Genomic DNA, 16,212 nt, shown 5'->3' on the forward strand with positions numbered 1-16,212 from the left:
GTATTAATGGAGGAATTGAACATGAGAGGAAAACGTGCAATCGCTTGTTTGATCGGGCTTCAACTTTTGATGGCAGTACCTGTGGGCGCTGCGGGGAATGCATCCGGCAACGCAGCCGCCAGTCCGGCAAGCAACACACAAATTTCCGTAAACGGGCAGGCTTTGCAGTTGAAGCAGCCAGCCATCATCATCGACGGCCGTACGTATTTGGCGATTGAAGACATGGCGGGCATCCTGCAAGCAAAGTGGCAAGCCAGCAACAATCAAAAAGAGGTCGCTGTCACTCTGCCTGACGGAAAGACTATCTCCTTTCAGATAAACACGAAGCGGGTCGCTGTCGACAACAAGTGGTCGGAGATCGACCAGGGCGCGATTCTCCACAACAAGCAAATGTATGTGCCGCTCAGATGGATGACGGAGAAAAGCGGGTACGAGTTGAAATGGAATCCCCAAACGAGGACGGTGGAAATCGTGGCGCCAGTGGGAAATGAAGAGTTCAAGCAAGTGGACCTCGCTTCGCTGAGCGAGGACGAAAAAGCGTTTGTCCAGCAGGTAAAAGGGACGCAGGGCGTGCATCAAAAGGGTGATTTGTACGTGATTGCCCGCGGTCAGGCGCCCAACCCCGGTTACGGCATCGAAATCGTGAATACGGAAATGAGCTGGGAGCAGCTGAAGGTGTACGTGAAGCTGACCAAGCCGGAGCCGGGCCGGATGTATGCGCAAGTGATTTCGTATCCGTTTATCGTGGCCAAGGTTAAGCTGCCGCCGTATACAACGCTGCTCGTGCTGGATGCCAATACGAAAAAGCCGTTGTTTGAAGGGGCGCAAGGGATGTAATCCGGAATTCGGTCAAGCAATGGGTGTCAGAGCAGGCGATTGCCCCACACGGGATCAGCCGGCCTTGCCCTCTTTTTTGAAGCGAAAGGCGACAGGTTTGCCGTATTCAATTTAAGCGGCTGCCCAGTTGTCTTTCCAAAAAGAGTCGTGTATAGTGAAAATATTGGAAAATGCTCATCCTCAGGAAGGAGGTGCAGGTACGTGTTTGGAACCGTTCAAGCTTGGTTTGTTGTGGAAACCAGCAGTATGACACATGATTTTTTGCTCCAAGGGGGAAGTCTGCCCTTTTTTGGTCATACAACCGAACGGAACAAAACAGGCGTACCGTGCATCGATACTTGCAACCGCAGGTGACAAGGCGAACTGAATCATAGTTCGTCAACCACCTTATCTTCTACACGCAACCGATGCCGCAGGTTTATGCCTGCGGCTTTTTGCTGTTTTCATTTACATTTCAAGTGAGCCGACCTGAGGAGGAAAAAATCATGATCGTCGTTTCTGCACAGAACATTCATAAAGGCTATGGAGCAAACCCCGTACTGGAAGGGGTAACGCTGGAGATCAAAGCAGGAGAGCGGGTCGGCTTCGTCGGCCCCAATGGAGCGGGAAAAACTACGCTGTTCAAGCTGTTGGCCGGATTGGAGCAGCAGGATCAAGGAGAGCTGTTTAGGGCAAAGGGAAGTGTCTGGGCCTATTTGCCGCAAAACCCGCAGTACCCGGAAAATTGGACGGCACAGGACGTGATCGCCAGCGCTTTTGCGGATGGTCTCCGCTTGCAGCAGGAGATCCGGGAGCTGGAGCGGCAGATGAGCCTCGTGACCGCAGAGGACCGCGATCTGGAGCGGCTGATCCATCGCTATCAGCAGAAGCAGGAAGCTTTTGAGCAGTTGGGCGGATATACGTGGGAGGTCCGCATGGCGCAGGTGATCGAAGGCTTGGGCATCGAAGAGTGGCTGCTGTCAACGCCGTTCGTACAGTTGAGCGGCGGAGAGAAAACGAAGGTCGGCCTTGCCAAGCTGTTGTGCGAGAGAAGCGATGTGCTGCTTCTCGATGAGCCGACCAACCATTTGGACGTAGACGCCATGGAGTGGCTGGAGGGCTTTCTCAAAGACTACGCAGGGACAGTCCTGTTGATCTCCCATGACCGTTTTTTCCTCGACGCCGTCGTCACGTCGATTTACCATGTGGACGGGGGCGAGGTGGAGCATTACCTGGGCAATTACAGCTATTTTGTCACGGAAAGGGAAGAGCGGCTGCTCCGCCAGTTTGAGGCTTACCAGGAGCAGCAGAAAAAGATCAAGAAAATGCAGGAGACGATCAAGCGCTTGAAGGAGTGGGGAAATCGTTCTAATCCGCCGAATGAAGCGTTTCACCGCCGCGCCAAAAGCATGGAAAAAGCGCTGGCAAGGCTGGAGCGGATCGAACGTCCGCGGATGGAAGCAGAGCGGATGGGACTGTCCTTTCAAAAGACGGACCGCAGCGGCCAGGATGTCCTGATCGCTTCCGGACTGTGCAAGTCATACGGGGAGAAATGCTTGATGAATGGGGCCGATCTGCTGCTCCGATACGGTGAAAGAAAAGCTCTGCTTGGCCCTAATGGCTGCGGGAAATCGACGTTTATCAAAATGCTGCTCGGGGAGGTAGCCCCCGACAGCGGCACAGTCAAAGTGGGAGCCAGCGTCAAGGTCGGATACCTTTCACAGCAAGCGCTGGAAGGCGATCAAAAGCAGAGAGTGATCGACGTTTTCCGGGAAACAGCAGTCGTCTCCGAAGCGGAGGCGCGCCACCGTCTTGCCCGCTTTCTCTTTTACGGCGAGCATGTGTTTAAACGAATCGGCCAATTGAGCGGCGGAGAGCGCATGAGACTGCGCCTTGCCCAGCTTGTGCACCAGGAGATCAACCTGCTCATTCTCGATGAACCGACCAACCATCTGGACATCGAGGCGCGCGAAACGCTGGAGGAAGCGCTGGCTGACTTCCGCGGGTCCTTGTTCATCGTCTCGCATGACCGCTACTTTTTGCAGAAAATGGTAAACGGTGTTTTCTGGATCGAGGAAGGCAGGCTCATGCACTATGAAGGCACGTTCCAGGAGGCGGTCGAAAAGAGAAAGCTGGAGAAAGAAAAAGAAAAAGAGCGAGAAAGAGGCTCTTCGAGACAGGGCCGTCCAGGAGCGTCGGCGATAAAGGCGAATGAAGAAGCGAAGCCTGGCTTGGGCCAAACACCAGGAGCAGGAGCCAAAACCGAGAAGCAAGACACGTCCGCGATCGCTACCGAAACACGTCCGCTTCCAAATGAAAATACGATGCCCGAAACACCACCCTCTATGGCAATTCAGCAGCCATCGCCGCAGTCTTCTCCCAAGCGAATCAATACGTATAAGCTGGCGGAGCTGGAGCGGCGGATCGAGACTCTGGAAGCAAGACGGGATGAATTCTTGCAGCTTTTGTCGCAAGGCTCCGATGACTATACGCAATTGATGGAGTGGCAGTCCGAGCTGGAAGCAGTGGAGGCAGAAAGAGAACGGCTGTATCTGGAATGGCTGGAGATGCAGGAAGGCTGACTCCCTGATTCGGAAGAGAAGGGGCTTGTGAGTTCCCAGGTACGGAATCCATTTGGTTCCGTACCTTTTGCAACCTTTTGCCATACGTGCTGTAAGAGAGATTGGGAGAGGGGGAATGCATGTGTGGTATTCGCTTGACTTACATCCTCTTCAATTATGCTCACAAACAATAAAAAGCAAAGCACATTCCCGAAAAGGACGGCTTTGCTTTTTATTGTTTTGTAACTAATGAAATTCAGCCTGATCACGCTTCTGCCCGCTCCGGCAACCGGTGGTACCTTGTCCGGAACAACACCAGCATGATGACCATCAGCACCCCTCCGATGATGAACGGCCCGCTGGCAAACCATCCGTAGACGGCGCCGCCGGCGAGCGGACCGAGGATGCGGCCGAGACTGTCCATCGAGCTGATCGCGCCGCTCGTTACGCCCTGGCCCTGTGAGGTGCGCTGTGTAATCATGGCAGTTCCGGTCGCCCGAATCATGCCTTGTCCGGCTCCGAACAGCGACAGTGTCAAAGCCAGTGTCCAGAAGCTGGCGGCGAGCGGAATCGTGAAGAAACCGATGCCGTACAAGGCAAGCCCGATCGTCAGGACGAGCGGCTCGCCCAGCCGCTTCACCAGTCTCCCGATCAGTCCGCCCTGGACAAACGCGGAGATGATCCCCATGACGAGAAACATGTACCCGAGGTCCTTCGAGGTAAATCCGTACAGGTGATTGATGTAGAGGGCAAAGGTGGTCTCCAGGCCGGAAAAGGCAAAGGAGACGACAAACATGATGCCGTACATCAGCGACAGGGGACCGAACAGGACGGAGAAGACATTTCCCTTTTTTTCGCGTGTTTGCCCTGTCCGCTTTTCCTTTGGCAAGCTTTCCGGGAGCGCGAATAAGATGATAAGGAACGTCAAAAAAGCCACACCGCCCGAAGCAAAAAACGGAACGGAGAAACCATACGGACTGAGGAATCCGCCGATCGCCGGACCGAATACAAAGCTCAGTCCGATTCCGGCGCCAATCACCCCCATGCCTTTGGCGCGTTCATCGGAGGGAAAGACATCGGCCACCATCGCGGTTACGGTCGGCAATGCGGCAGCCGAGACGATGCCTCCAAGAATCCGGTATGCAAGCATTTCTGTATAGGTATCCGCTATCCCGAACAGGATAAACGTGATGGAAAAGCCAAACAGGCCAAACGAGATCAGAGGCTTTCGTCCGATGCGGTCCGAAAGCGCCCCCCAGATGGGAGCAAACAGCAACTGCATGACGTTGTAGCTGGCGAACAAGATTCCGATTTGCAGGGAAGAAGCGCCAATGTTTTCGGCAAAGTACGGCAAAATGGGTATGATGATGCCGAACCCCAGCATGGTGAGGAAGGCGATCAGAAACAGTAAGGGGAGGTACTTCTTTTTCACAAACACTTACCTCTTTCCGGCAAAAAATGTGATGCTGTTTCCACCTTACGTGAACGGTCGGATGAAGTCAAGCAAGCCCAAGGGACGAGTGGGCCAAGACATGGTATACTGTTGAAATGACATGAAATCGTCATAGGAAGAGCAATCGACGTAGGAGTGTTGAATGATGTCTACCGCCATGATGGTATACCTGGCCTGGCAAGAGGATGACTGGCTGGATGAAATTCTCGACCGCTTCAGCGAGGTTCGGGCAATGGTCCCCAACGCCAAGACGTTTCGCTTGCTGAAGGAGGAGAAGGATTCGCAGCAGATCGACCGATATGTCATCGTCCTGAATGCCGCCTACGAGCAAGAGGAGTGCCGCCAGTTTTTGCAGCAGTGGGAAGCGGACGGCCGATCCGCCCACGACTCGCTCTACATCGTAGGGTTGAAGCCGGATGAACAGGAAAGCTGGCAACGTGCTTATCCGCAAGCGAACATTATCGTGATTACGGGATTTGCTGTCGAATTCGACTACGATTCCGTATTGTCGCAGATGGAATCCGATCTGGAGGGATCGCGTTGAACGGACGTGAAGGATTTGACCTGCAGTCTTTTTTGCGGCGGTTTAGCCTCTTCATCTATACCGGAGATCCGGAAGGTGATCTGATCTTGCTCGAAGATGAGATTCGCGAGCTGTACCAGCTTGGCATGATCGAGAAGGAAGAAATGTTCGAGGCTCTTGGAGCGCTAAAGCAGCACTACAAAAAACGGATATAGCCCTTGCTGCCTGCAACCGCCGCTTTTTTTGCCCTGCCTGCAGGAAAACGGCCATTCACTTTCGGATCATAGGAGCGTTTGTTGCGAGAAAGAGGAATCGGTATGGAAGAGCCGAGTCCTCTTTTTTGCTTGCTGAACATATCTTCAGAAAATCTTAAGTTTTTTCCTCTCTTTTTGCTAAGGAATTCCGGGTAGGATTAGGGCAGTGAGAGGAGTGACGGAAAGATGAAAAACACGTATGAAAGAGTAGGGTGTCTGGAGCCGATGCTTGCGCCGATTACCGACAAGCTGGTCTTTGCCGCCCGCTTCCTTTCTTCTCCGCAGACTGTGGGCAGCATTGTCCCAAGCTCTCGCCAGCTAACGGAACGGATATTGTCACCTGTGGACTGGGAACGTGCTGCCGCTGTAGCGGAGCTGGGAGCAGGAACAGGTGTTTTTACAGACGCGATTCGAAAGGCAAAGAGAAAGGATTGCCAGGCGCTCATTCTGGAGCAAGATGATACCATGCGGGAGAGGCTTGTCCGCCGCTACCCCGATCTGCTTTTCAGCGATGACGCCAGGAAGCTGACACAAGCGATGGAGGAGCACGGCATGGGGCAGTTGGACGCGGTGATCAGCGGCCTACCCTTTGCCAACTTTCCTCAAGGGCTTCGCGATGAGATACTGGATCAGGTGGAGGCTGCGCTGAAGCCGGGAGGCGTCTTTGTGCAGTTTCAATACTCCTTGCAAATGAAAAAGCAGCTGGAGAAACGCTTCGGAAGAGTGGCAATCCGGTTTGTGCCGTTTAACTTTCCATGTGCCTTCGTTTATGTATGCCAAAAGAGGGGGGGATAAGTCATGGAAACGGATATGATTACCAGCATGGTTGCCCAGTACGGGTATCCCGCGCTGTTTCTCTCCCTGTGGCTGGGGATCGTGGGAATGCCGATTCCCGACGAAGTGATCGTGATGACAGCCGGAGCGATTACGGCTCAGGGCTGGCTCCAGCCGGTTCCGGCGTTCATCGCGGTCTATCTCGGAGTCGTCTCGGGACTGTCGCTCGGATATTTTCTCGGGTACCGGGTGGGAGCGCCGATTCTGCGGTGGCTCGCGCGAAAGCTGAACGGAGAAAAGTACCTGAAAAAGGCGGAGGGGCTGCTTGAGCGCTACGGGAATGGCGCGATATGCCTCAGCTATTTTTTCCCCGTCATTCGCCACGTCGTCCCTTATCTGGTCGGGATTCAACGGATGTCGCTGCGCCGCTATGCACTGTACTCGCTGCCTACGGGCTTTGTCTGGACGCTCAATTACTTCATGGCCGGCCGCCTGTTCGGCACTCATCTGGAATCGATCACAGAAGGTGTCCAAACCTACGGGTGGATTACTTTATGTGTGCTTGCGCTGTTCGCGGGGCTGTACGTGGTAATCCGCCAGCGCAAAGGGACACGCGTGTTTTGGGGGCAAAAGGAACAGTAACAGGAGGAAGAGATTGTGGAAGAGATAACGATTCTGGTCGTGGATGATGAGGAAGAGATCCGCAATCTGATCGCGATTTACTTGCAAAACGAAGGCTACCGCGTGCTGAAGGCGGCGGATGGTGTGGAAGCGCTGGAGATGCTGAGGCGGGAAGAGGTTCAGCTTCTCATCCTCGACGTGATGATGCCCCGCATGGACGGAATCCAGGCGTGCCTCAAAATCCGCGAACAGCAGCATCTGCCGATTATCATGCTTTCGGCCAAGTCCCAGGATATGGACAAGATATACGGGCTCAGCACCGGCGCCGACGACTACATGACAAAGCCTTTCAATCCGCTGGAGCTGATCGCTCGGGTCAAGTCCCAGCTGCGCCGTTACCTGAAGCTGAATCAAGTGAGCGCACTGCGGGAGGACGAGCTGGAGATCGGCGATCTGCTGATCAATACGGCTACCCGCGGGGTCAAGGTCAGCGGCCGGGATGTCAAGCTGACGCCGACCGAATTTGCCATCCTGGAGCTCCTCGCCCGTCACCCGGGAGTCGTCTTCAGCACGGAGCATATTTACGAACGGGTATGGAAAGAGTCCTTTGGCCAGTCAGACAACACGGTGATGGTGCACATCAGGAAGCTCCGCGAGAAGATCGAGGAGGATACGCGCAAGCCGAGGTACATCAAGACCGTTTGGGGAGTTGGATACAAAATTGAGAACGCTTTTTAGGTGGCTGTCGCCGATTCGCTGGATCAAGACGGCGTACAGGTGGACGAAAACGGGGTTCTTTTTCCTGGTGGAATACTGCGAGCGGAGTCTTCGCTTCCAGTTGATCCTGACCTTTTCCTTTTGCATATTGGCAGCTGTTCTGGCGTCCTCTGTTGTCAATTTGCTGACAGAGGATATGTACCGCAGGCCTTACGTTGATTACAGCTACAGCATGGAGTCCATGGACTGGGAGACACGGGATCTGGCGAGACGAATCCAGGAAGGGGAGGTTGAAGACAACCAGTACCTCCAGGAGCTGATGAATCGCGCGCAGGAGCTTCGCGGCGTGCAAATGCTGCTGGTCGATCTTGACGGCAAAGTGCTGATGAAATCGTCGAGAGCGACAGAAAGCCAGGTTGATCTCTACTCGGTGATCAGCAAAGCGATGGAGCTTCGCAGCGGCCAAAATTGGCAGGGGGAGCGCCAGGAGTTTACGGCATTTTACCCGGTTGAGCTGAACGGACAGAAAGGGTATGTGATCGCCCGGGGAATTCCGGAGGCCACGATTCAATATCAGGTCGAATTTAACGGCTTTGTGCCGTTCTCATTCGTTTTGGTCTTTTTTTATCTGTTTTACCGCTTTACAAAGCGAAAGACCGGATACATCGAAGAGCTGGCCGCGAGCTTGCTGGTCATCTCGCAAGGCAAGCTCGATCATCGGGTAAACGTACGGGGTGAGGACGAATTGGGTTCGCTTGCGCGGAACATCAATCGCATGACAGAAGAATTGCAGGAGAATATCGAGCGGGAGCGGCGGGCTGAGCGGACAAAAGCCGAGCTGATCACGAATGTCTCCCACGATTTGCGGACTCCGCTCACATCGGTCATCGGGTATTTGCGGCTGCTTCGGGACAACGCCGGAAGCGAGCAGGAGCGCAGCGAATACACCCGGATCGCGTATGAAAAAGCAGAGCATTTGAAGCGGCTCGTGGAGGACTTGTTTGAATACGCCACACTGAGCGGGCAGGGTGTCCAGCTACATCGGCAGCATGTCAGCCTGACGGGGATGCTGGAGCAGCTAGTCGAAGAGTACGTGCCTTTAGCGGAGGAGCAGCAGCTGACGTTTTGCAAGAAGCTGCCGGCGGATCGCATCTACGTGAGCGTCGATCCGGAAAAATTTGTCCGCGTGCTGGAAAATCTGTTCAGCAACGCGATCAAATACGGGCACAAGCCTGGCAATATCGACATCTCTCTTATGAGAGAGGGAGAAGGAGTAAGACTGACGGTCGCCAACAAGGCAGACGATCTGTCCAATGAGGATCTCAGACGCATGTTCGAGCGTTTTTATCGGGTCGAAAAATCCCGCTCGCGGAAAACGGGAGGAACGGGATTGGGGCTGGCGATTGTCAAAAGCATCGTGGAATTGCACGGAGGAAGCATCCGGGCAGAGCTTCAGGAAGGGATTCTTTCCTTTCACATCTGGCTGCCAGCGGATGCTCAAGAGGCGCGGTAATCCGCGTCTTTTTTCAATTCCAGCCAAAGCTGTCAAACCACTGATTGTTCTGAAAGTTGGCGATAGCCTGTCGAACATACGGGATGACGTTGTCCGGCAGCTCGCCTGTATGGGCCCAGCGCAGCTCGTCGCATTTGTCCGGCTCAGCATTGACGATGGAGCCTGTCCATTTTTCTGCAGCGAGAAAAAAGTCGATCCTCTCGTCCAGCGACTTGCGGTGCATGACGCCGACGACGCGCAAATCCTCCGGGGCAATCTCGATGCCTGTCTCCTCCCTCGCTTCGCGAATGGCGGCAGACTTCACTTCTTCGCCGCCGTCGAGATGACCGGCAGGGACGCTGTAGTTGCCATCCTCGTAGCCCGTGTTGTAGCGGCGCAGCAGCAGGATTTCGTCACCACGGAGCAGAAACAGATGAACCGCTGCAGGCAGTGTGTAGCGTTCTTTTTTCATGCCAGTCTTCCTTTCTTTATTCCCTGGAATCATGGGTAGGTTGATGCGTTTCCGCCGCTTTTTGCTTCAGGTACTTGTCCCTACGGCGCAGAGCAGGCGAGGTGACCATGGCGTACAGCAGCATGCCTACTCCGGCAAGGCCGAGAATGATCCCGATAGTCAAGTATCCCATATGCATGAAAATGCCCTCCTTTTTTCAGCCCCAGGCATGATTGTCTCCTTGAACTGTGATATAATTTGATGAGTTGTTTTTGGCAAGGGAAGAAGGTATTTCAGGCGATCTGCCGGCTTGTGCCGGACGCTTGGATCACCCCGAAAATCTCACATAAAAACGCAGGGAGGCTCCACTTGATGACTCAGCACACGTCTGTTGATCAACTGGCAATCAACACCATCCGAACGTTGGCGATCGACGCGATCGAAAAGGCCAATTCCGGTCACCCGGGCATGCCAATGGGTTCAGCGCCGATGGCTCATGTTTTGTATAGCCGTTTTATGAAGGTGAATCCGCGCAACCCGCAGTGGGTTGACCGCGATCGCTTCGTGCTTTCGGCCGGACATGGCTCTATGCTATTATACGCGATGTTGCACCTGATGAAATACGATGTTTCTCTGGAAGACCTGCACAACTTCCGCCAATGGGGAAGCAAAACGCCTGGGCACCCTGAATTCGGGCATACGCCTGGGGTGGATGCGACCACGGGTCCACTGGGACAAGGGATCGCGATGGCTGTCGGCATGGCGATGGCCGAAAAGCATATGGCGGCTGTCTACAACCGCGAAGGCTTCGACATCGTCAACCACTACACGTACGCGATCTGCGGCGACGGCGACCTGATGGAAGGCGTGTCCAGCGAGGCATCTTCTTTGGCAGCCCACCTTAAATTGGGCAAAATGATCGTTCTGTACGATTCCAATGATATTTCTCTGGACGGAGAGCTCTCCCTGTCTTTCTCGGAAAGCGTGGCGCAGCGCTATCAGGCGTACGGCTGGCAATACCTGCGCGTCGAGGACGGAAACGATCTGGCCGCGATCGAAGCGGCAATCGCAGAGGCGAAGCAGGATTTGGATCGTCCGACGCTGATCGAGGTAAAAACCGTCATCGGGTACGGAAGCCCGAACAAGAGCGGCTCCAGCAAATCGCACGGCGCTCCGCTCGGCAAGGAAGAGGCGGCATTGACCAAGCAGCAGTACGATTGGAAATATGAAAATGAATTCCACGTACCGGAACAGGTAGCCGATTTCTACAGCAAGCTGGCAGAGGCGGGAGAGCAGGCAGAAGCGGCTTGGCGCGACCGTTTTGCCGAGTATGCCAAAGCATATCCTGAACTGGCCGAGCAATTCCGGACGGCTGTGGAGGGCAAACTGCCGGCTGGCTGGGACAGCCAAATGCCTGTTTACGAGGCTGGTGCGAAGCTTGCTACCCGCGCGGCATCCGGTAGCGCGATCAACGCCCTGGCGAAAACCGTTCCATTCCTGTTCGGCGGATCGGCTGACCTGGCGTCTTCCAACAATACACTGATCAAAGAAGCAGGCAACTTCCTGCCGGGTACCTACGAAGGCCGGAATATCTGGTTTGGAGTCCGCGAGTTTGCGATGGGTGCTGCTTTGAACGGGATGGCCCTGCACGGCGGCCTGAAGGTATACGGTGCGACGTTCTTCGTCTTCTCCGACTACCTGCGACCTGCTATCCGCCTGTCCGCACTGATGAAACAACCAGTCATCTACGTCTTTACGCATGATTCCATCGCGGTTGGCGAAGACGGCCCGACTCACGAGCCAATCGAGCAATTGGCGTCTCTGCGCGCGATTCCTGACCTGACTGTACTGCGTCCGGCTGATGCTGTCGAGACGAACGAGGCATGGAAATACGCCGTATCCCGCACTGACGAGCCGGTCGTACTGGTCCTGACCCGTCAAAATCTGCCGGTCATGGCTGAAACGCTCGAAAAAGCGGCAGAAGGCGTAAGCAAGGGAGCCTACGTGTTGGCCGATGCGCCAAACGGCCAGCCGCAGCTGGTCTTGATCGCGACCGGTTCCGAGGTGTCTCTGGTCATGCAAGCCCGCGAAGCACTGGCAGAGCGCGGCATTCAGGCTCGCGTCGTTTCCATGCCGAGCTGGGAGCTGTTCGAGCGCCAGCCGCAGGAGTATCGCGACGCAGTCATCCCGCCTGCTGTCAAAGCGCGCTTGGCTGTCGAGATGGGCTCTCCGCTCGGCTGGGAGCGCTATGTCGGCGACGGCGGCAAAGTGCTCGGCATCAATATGTTCGGGGCGTCCGCTCCGGGCGAGCGCATCATGAAAGAGTACGGCTTTACTGTCGAGAACGTGGTGGCAGAGGCGGAAAAGCTGCTCAAATAACGAGAATCATACGAGGCTGATTAAACTCTTTTTGTACATTGCAAAAAAGGAGGCAGTCCCTTGTGTCTAAACAGACATAGGGCTGCCTCTTTGATATTGAAACGAACCGAATCATATAGGATTGCAGTGCTTTTTGTACAACTTTCAACTATTCAATAAAGTAGTACATGATCTATAGTTTTCTTCTCCACCAATTCATTTAACAGTCGTTCCCGAACCTGAAACATTCAAGAAGCTTTATTTTGCATGTGCCAGACCCGCCTTTTCTTCCTGGGTGATCACAAGCCCAACCTTCCATTCACATTCATGCTTCTTAGCCAAATCTAGTCATTAGAGTTTATTTCTATATGTTGAAAACGGAATTACTATACAATAAGCTATTTTAATATGATTGAACTATGATTAAACTATTCGAGTCTTGCTATCTGATTTGAGAAAATCAAGTTGCAAGGTAAAACTTTTCTTCCCCTTGGCTAAACAAGGAATTTATTACCTAAAAAATTTTTTTGTTGCATAGTCATGAAGTAAAAAAATACTGACTAATGTAGACAGGAAACTTTTTTTGTTCCTATCCGTCTAAAAAGGTGGGAGAGAAAGAACTAGGAGGTCAATTATGGCAGCAAAGGCTAGACAACGGGTTAAAAAGAAAAATAAGATGCTATTGTTTGCCGTTTCCTTTGTCATTTTTTTGTTTCTGAGCGTTATTGGAGGCTACTTCTCCCTGCTGTATGCAGGGGAAAAAATGATCGATACAACGAAACTCGAAGATCTGAAAGCTGAACCGTCCATTATTTATGACAAAAACGGTAAAGAAATGATGAGCCTGGTAAGACAAAAAAATAGTGACTACGTTCCTTTTAGCCAAATTTCACCAATGCTGATAGATGCTTTGTTATCCGTGGAAGACAAACGGTTCTATGAACACAAAGGGATCGACATGATTAGGATTGGCGGGGCCATTATCAATGATATTCAAAAAGGATCATTGGCTGAGGGAGGAAGTACGATTACTCAGCAATTGGCTCGAAGAGTGTTCCTTTCTCTTGAAAAAACATTTTGGAGAAAAACGAAAGAAGTAAGCATAGCTATTGCACTGGAACGCAACTACTCCAAAGACCAGATTCTGGAGATGTATTTGAATCAGATTTACTTTGGAGAGGGCGTGTACGGTGTAGGAGATGCAGCTAAATTATACTTTGATAAAAAGCCTTCTGATCTAACAATTTCAGAAGCAGCAATGCTCGCAGCCATACCGAAAGCTCCGTCTACGTATTCTCCATTTGCCAATCCGGAAAAGGCAAAGGAAAGACGGGATACCATTCTGCGATTAATGTACGAAGATGGGCACATCACGAATGAGCAAAAAGAAAAAGCGCAAGCGGAACCACTCCCAAAAGAGCATAAAAATACAACGGAAAATAGCTCAAAAAACGTAAATCGGGCATTTATCGACTACGTCTTCCGGGAAGCAGAAGCCCGCTATAATGTCACAGAAGAAGAGCTTTACCGCGGCGGCTGGTCCGTCTATACGACATTGGAGCCCAATATACAGGACGCGATGGTCAAGGCGTACGCAAACGAGAAGAACTTCCCCAAACCGGGACCGAAGCGTGCTGTGGAGTCTGCAATGGTCGTCGTCGACGCCAAGAACGGAGGCATCGCCGCATTGATGGGCGGCCGCAATTACACGGCCAAGGGCTTTAACTACGCGACAGACATGGCCCGTCAGCCAGGTTCGTCGTTCAAGCCGCTTGCCGTCTATGCGCCTGCAATCGATACGGACATCCACAAATGGAACGCGCACTCTATGCTGTCCAACAAGCGCCAGAGCTTCAACGGCTATGAGCCGCGCAACTACAACGGAAAGTACAGCGAATCCATCAGCATGATGAGGGCGCTGATCAATTCCGACAACGTCCCGGCCGTCTGGCTGCTCAACGAGATCGGCGTGAAGACGGGGATGAACTACATCGAGAAGTTTGGCATTGAGCTGTCGCCGGATGACCGCAACCTGGCCATCGCCCTCGGAGGATTGAGCAAAGGTACCTCCCCGCTGAAAATGGCCCAGGCGTACACCACCTTCGCCAACGGCGGGGTGATGGCCGAAGCGCATATCATCGAGAAGCTGGAAAACAAGCGGTCAGGTGTGGAGCACGTCTTTGAAGCGAAAGAAAACCGGGTACTGAAGCCGGAAGCGGCATGGGAGGTTCACACGATGCTGGAGCGTGCCGTCCAGGAAGGTACAGGACGCGCGGCAAAAATCTCCGGTCGCCCTGTAGCCGGGAAGACAGGTACGACGCAGTCCATCGCTGGAGACAGCGGCGTAAACAAAGATGCATGGTTCGTCGGCTATACGCCAGAGTACGTAGGGGCCGTCTGGATGGGCTTCGATCCTGAAGACAAACAGCACTTGATGCGGCAAGGAAGCAGTCTGACCGCGAAAATGTTCTCCATGGTGCTGGGAGAAGGCCTGAAAGGCGTCAAGTCCCGCGGCTTTGAGCCTCCGGCCGGTATCCAGAGGCAGCAGGAGGAAGAAAAAGAAGAAGTCCTGCCTGTGCAGCTCGCTGCCGACATGACGCTGGATGAAGATAAGCTGAAGGTCGTGCTCAGTTGGATCGGCGGAAGCCCGGATTACACGTATGATGTTTACCGGTTCACAGACAACCCGGAAAACCGGGAGAAGGTCGCATCGGGATTGCGTGAAATGTCCTATGTAGATACGCTGAACGGTCCGACGATGTACAAATATATCGTAGTTCCGCGCGATGCGGACGGCGAAGAGAAAACGCCGTCCAACGTCGCCGAAATAAACATGAGCCAACTGGAAAACCTTTTGCGGGAAGGCGAGCATCATGATGATGGCCAGATGCAGGACGGTGACATTCCGATTGACGGAGGCATGGATAACGGCGAGTGGCCTGGACAGGGCAATGGCAACGGAGGTAACGGCCAAGGCAACGGTAATGGCGGAAACAACGGCAACGGAAACAACGGACAGCCGGATGGCCAGCCGCCTGTGGCGCCGCCAGACATTGTACCGCCTGGGGAGGGGGACTCGCAGTCTCCGCCCCAGGGAATCGAGCTGCCGCCTCCTCCCGACCAGGGCCAGCAGCCGGGTTCTGACGGTTTCAACGGCTAGAATGCAGACACTTCCAAACAATTGACGCTCGTACAACTATTTTCACGTCATGGCACACGTGGTACAATACATGTAAATCGGGAGACAGGAGGGACTGTCCATGAAAGACTTCACACAGGAGAATTTACAAGTATTTTTCCGGGAAAAGCTACGTGGTGCCAAAGTGAACTTTGAACGTGCTCTCGACTGTAAACACACCGATTTTGACGACCTGTACCCATATATGAATGAGCAACCGCAGTTCTTCTGGTACAAACGCTATGTCGCTTGGTCGGAGCTATTGACAGTCGTTCGGTTGGCGGAAGAGCTGGGGATCGAGTGGAAGGATGAATTCAACGAGCAGCAGGTAGAATTCATCACCGGCAAGGTTCTGCAGGGCAAAGTGCTGGATCAATGGCATCCAGAGACCGAGCCGGAGGAAACCCTTAGCAACGTGGAAGAATAAGTACTGGTTGCAGCTTTATAAACAACAAAAGCAATATCCTTATAAATGAAGTACGCGCTCTCACAACGGGAGCGCGTCTTTTTGGTGCGCCCAGCATGGGCGATAGCTATAGGGTGAAAGTCCCGAACGGGGGTTGGCTGTACCAACCGTTAGCTCAAGGCAAGGGTGTCGACCGCGAGGTCGAATCTGAAGGAAGCCGGCGGCAAAATCCCGACCTGAGGTACACGAACCCAATTTGAGGCTGTTGTATCCGGGCGAGTCTGCCAAACAAGACAAAGCCCCATACAGCCAAGGGATACAGTAGTAAACTTGGGCAGGTACATGGGATGAAAGTTATCGTTCTTACCTGGGGAGGTCTGCATGAAACGCCTTCAACTGTTGGTAACCGTCTCCGTAAGGAGACGCTGAACATGCAGAAGTCAGCAGAGGCCATAGTACCCGAGTAGAGGACGCTTGAATGGGGAAGGGCCGAACATCAAGCCAGCATGCGATCCATGTCTTTTGATACGGTACGTCGAAGCAGAATTCTGTCAAGGAACTACTTTTGAAGAGCAGGGGTGAAGCCCCGAGGGTACAAAAGAGGGCTG

Annotated in this window: 14 protein-coding genes; 11 read left to right on the forward strand and 3 right to left on the reverse strand. The window is 53.4% G+C overall.

Translation table 11 applies throughout. The annotated features are described in order from the left end of the window. The first annotated feature begins 21 nt into the window (after positions 1–21). Together V5G20_RS08280 and abc-f are read left to right on the forward strand one after the other, a co-directional pair. Positions 22–837, forward strand: coding sequence for a stalk domain-containing protein (locus V5G20_RS08280; protein ID WP_172920257.1), 816 nt, complete (start codon positions 22–24; stop codon positions 835–837). Positions 838–1,322: 485 nt separating this feature from the next. Next, positions 1,323–3,398 carry a ribosomal protection-like ABC-F family protein gene (abc-f, locus tag V5G20_RS08285; RefSeq protein ID WP_338463336.1) on the forward strand — a complete coding sequence of 692 codons (2,076 nt, stop codon included), beginning with the start codon at positions 1,323–1,325 and terminating at the stop codon, positions 3,396–3,398. A 244-nt stretch (positions 3,399–3,642) separates the two neighbouring features. On the opposite strand, the gene V5G20_RS08290 is transcribed toward abc-f, so the two are convergent. Continuing rightward, positions 3,643–4,809 carry an MFS transporter gene (locus V5G20_RS08290; protein WP_003389061.1) on the reverse strand — a complete coding sequence of 389 codons (1,167 nt, stop codon included), beginning with the start codon at positions 4,807–4,809 and terminating at the stop codon, positions 3,643–3,645. Between the two features lie 163 nt (positions 4,810–4,972). On the opposite strand from V5G20_RS08290, the gene V5G20_RS08295 reads away from it, so the two are divergent. The 6 genes from V5G20_RS08295 (at position 4,973) to V5G20_RS08320 (ending at position 9,232) form a co-directional block, all read left to right on the forward strand. Next, entirely contained in the window at positions 4,973–5,374 is a 402-nt protein-coding gene (locus V5G20_RS08295; protein ID WP_311068141.1) for a hypothetical protein, read from the forward strand. Further along, a complete protein-coding gene (locus tag V5G20_RS08300; RefSeq protein ID WP_003389065.1) occupies positions 5,371–5,568 on the forward strand; it encodes a YqgQ family protein in 198 nt (65 codons plus the stop codon). Before V5G20_RS08295 ends, V5G20_RS08300 begins: the two co-directional genes overlap by 4 nt. Positions 5,569–5,793: 225 nt before the next feature. After that, a complete protein-coding gene (locus tag V5G20_RS08305) occupies positions 5,794–6,402 on the forward strand; it encodes a class I SAM-dependent methyltransferase (protein WP_081924435.1) in 609 nt (202 codons plus the stop codon). A 3-nt stretch (positions 6,403–6,405) separates the two neighbouring features. Further along, positions 6,406–7,023, forward strand: a complete 618-nt coding sequence (locus V5G20_RS08310; RefSeq protein ID WP_243014054.1) for a DedA family protein — start codon at positions 6,406–6,408, stop codon at positions 7,021–7,023. Between the two features lie 15 nt (positions 7,024–7,038). Next, positions 7,039–7,740 carry a response regulator transcription factor gene (locus tag V5G20_RS08315; protein ID WP_003389068.1) on the forward strand — a complete coding sequence of 234 codons (702 nt, stop codon included), beginning with the start codon at positions 7,039–7,041 and terminating at the stop codon, positions 7,738–7,740. Further along, entirely contained in the window at positions 7,724–9,232 is a 1,509-nt protein-coding gene (locus tag V5G20_RS08320) for a sensor histidine kinase (RefSeq protein WP_003389069.1), read from the forward strand. The genes V5G20_RS08315 and V5G20_RS08320 overlap by 17 nt, the downstream gene beginning before the upstream one ends. Before the next feature lie 13 nt (positions 9,233–9,245). Here the strand turns inward: V5G20_RS08320 and V5G20_RS08325 are convergent, their stop codons facing one another. Together V5G20_RS08325 and V5G20_RS08330 are read right to left on the reverse strand one after the other, a co-directional pair. After that, on the reverse strand, positions 9,246–9,683 hold the full coding sequence (locus tag V5G20_RS08325) for an NUDIX hydrolase (protein WP_003389070.1): 438 nt from the start codon (positions 9,681–9,683) through the stop codon (positions 9,246–9,248). A gap of 16 nt (positions 9,684–9,699) precedes the next feature. Further along, on the reverse strand, positions 9,700–9,861 hold the full coding sequence (locus tag V5G20_RS08330) for a hypothetical protein (protein WP_003389071.1): 162 nt from the start codon (positions 9,859–9,861) through the stop codon (positions 9,700–9,702). A gap of 173 nt (positions 9,862–10,034) precedes the next feature. On the opposite strand from V5G20_RS08330, the gene tkt reads away from it, so the two are divergent. The 3 genes from tkt (at position 10,035) to V5G20_RS08345 (ending at position 15,625) form a co-directional block, all read left to right on the forward strand. Then, a complete protein-coding gene (tkt, locus tag V5G20_RS08335; RefSeq protein ID WP_003389072.1) occupies positions 10,035–12,041 on the forward strand; it encodes a transketolase in 2,007 nt (668 codons plus the stop codon). A gap of 613 nt (positions 12,042–12,654) precedes the next feature. After that, on the forward strand, positions 12,655–15,180 hold the full coding sequence (locus tag V5G20_RS08340; protein WP_003389073.1) for a transglycosylase domain-containing protein: 2,526 nt from the start codon (positions 12,655–12,657) through the stop codon (positions 15,178–15,180). 100 nt (positions 15,181–15,280) lie between these two features. Then, entirely contained in the window at positions 15,281–15,625 is a 345-nt protein-coding gene (locus tag V5G20_RS08345; RefSeq protein ID WP_003389074.1) for a hypothetical protein, read from the forward strand. Positions 15,626–16,212 lie beyond the last annotated feature (587 nt).

Source organism: Brevibacillus borstelensis, assembly GCF_036700025.1.
Lineage (GTDB): Bacteria > Bacillota > Bacilli > Brevibacillales > Brevibacillaceae > Brevibacillus > Brevibacillus borstelensis.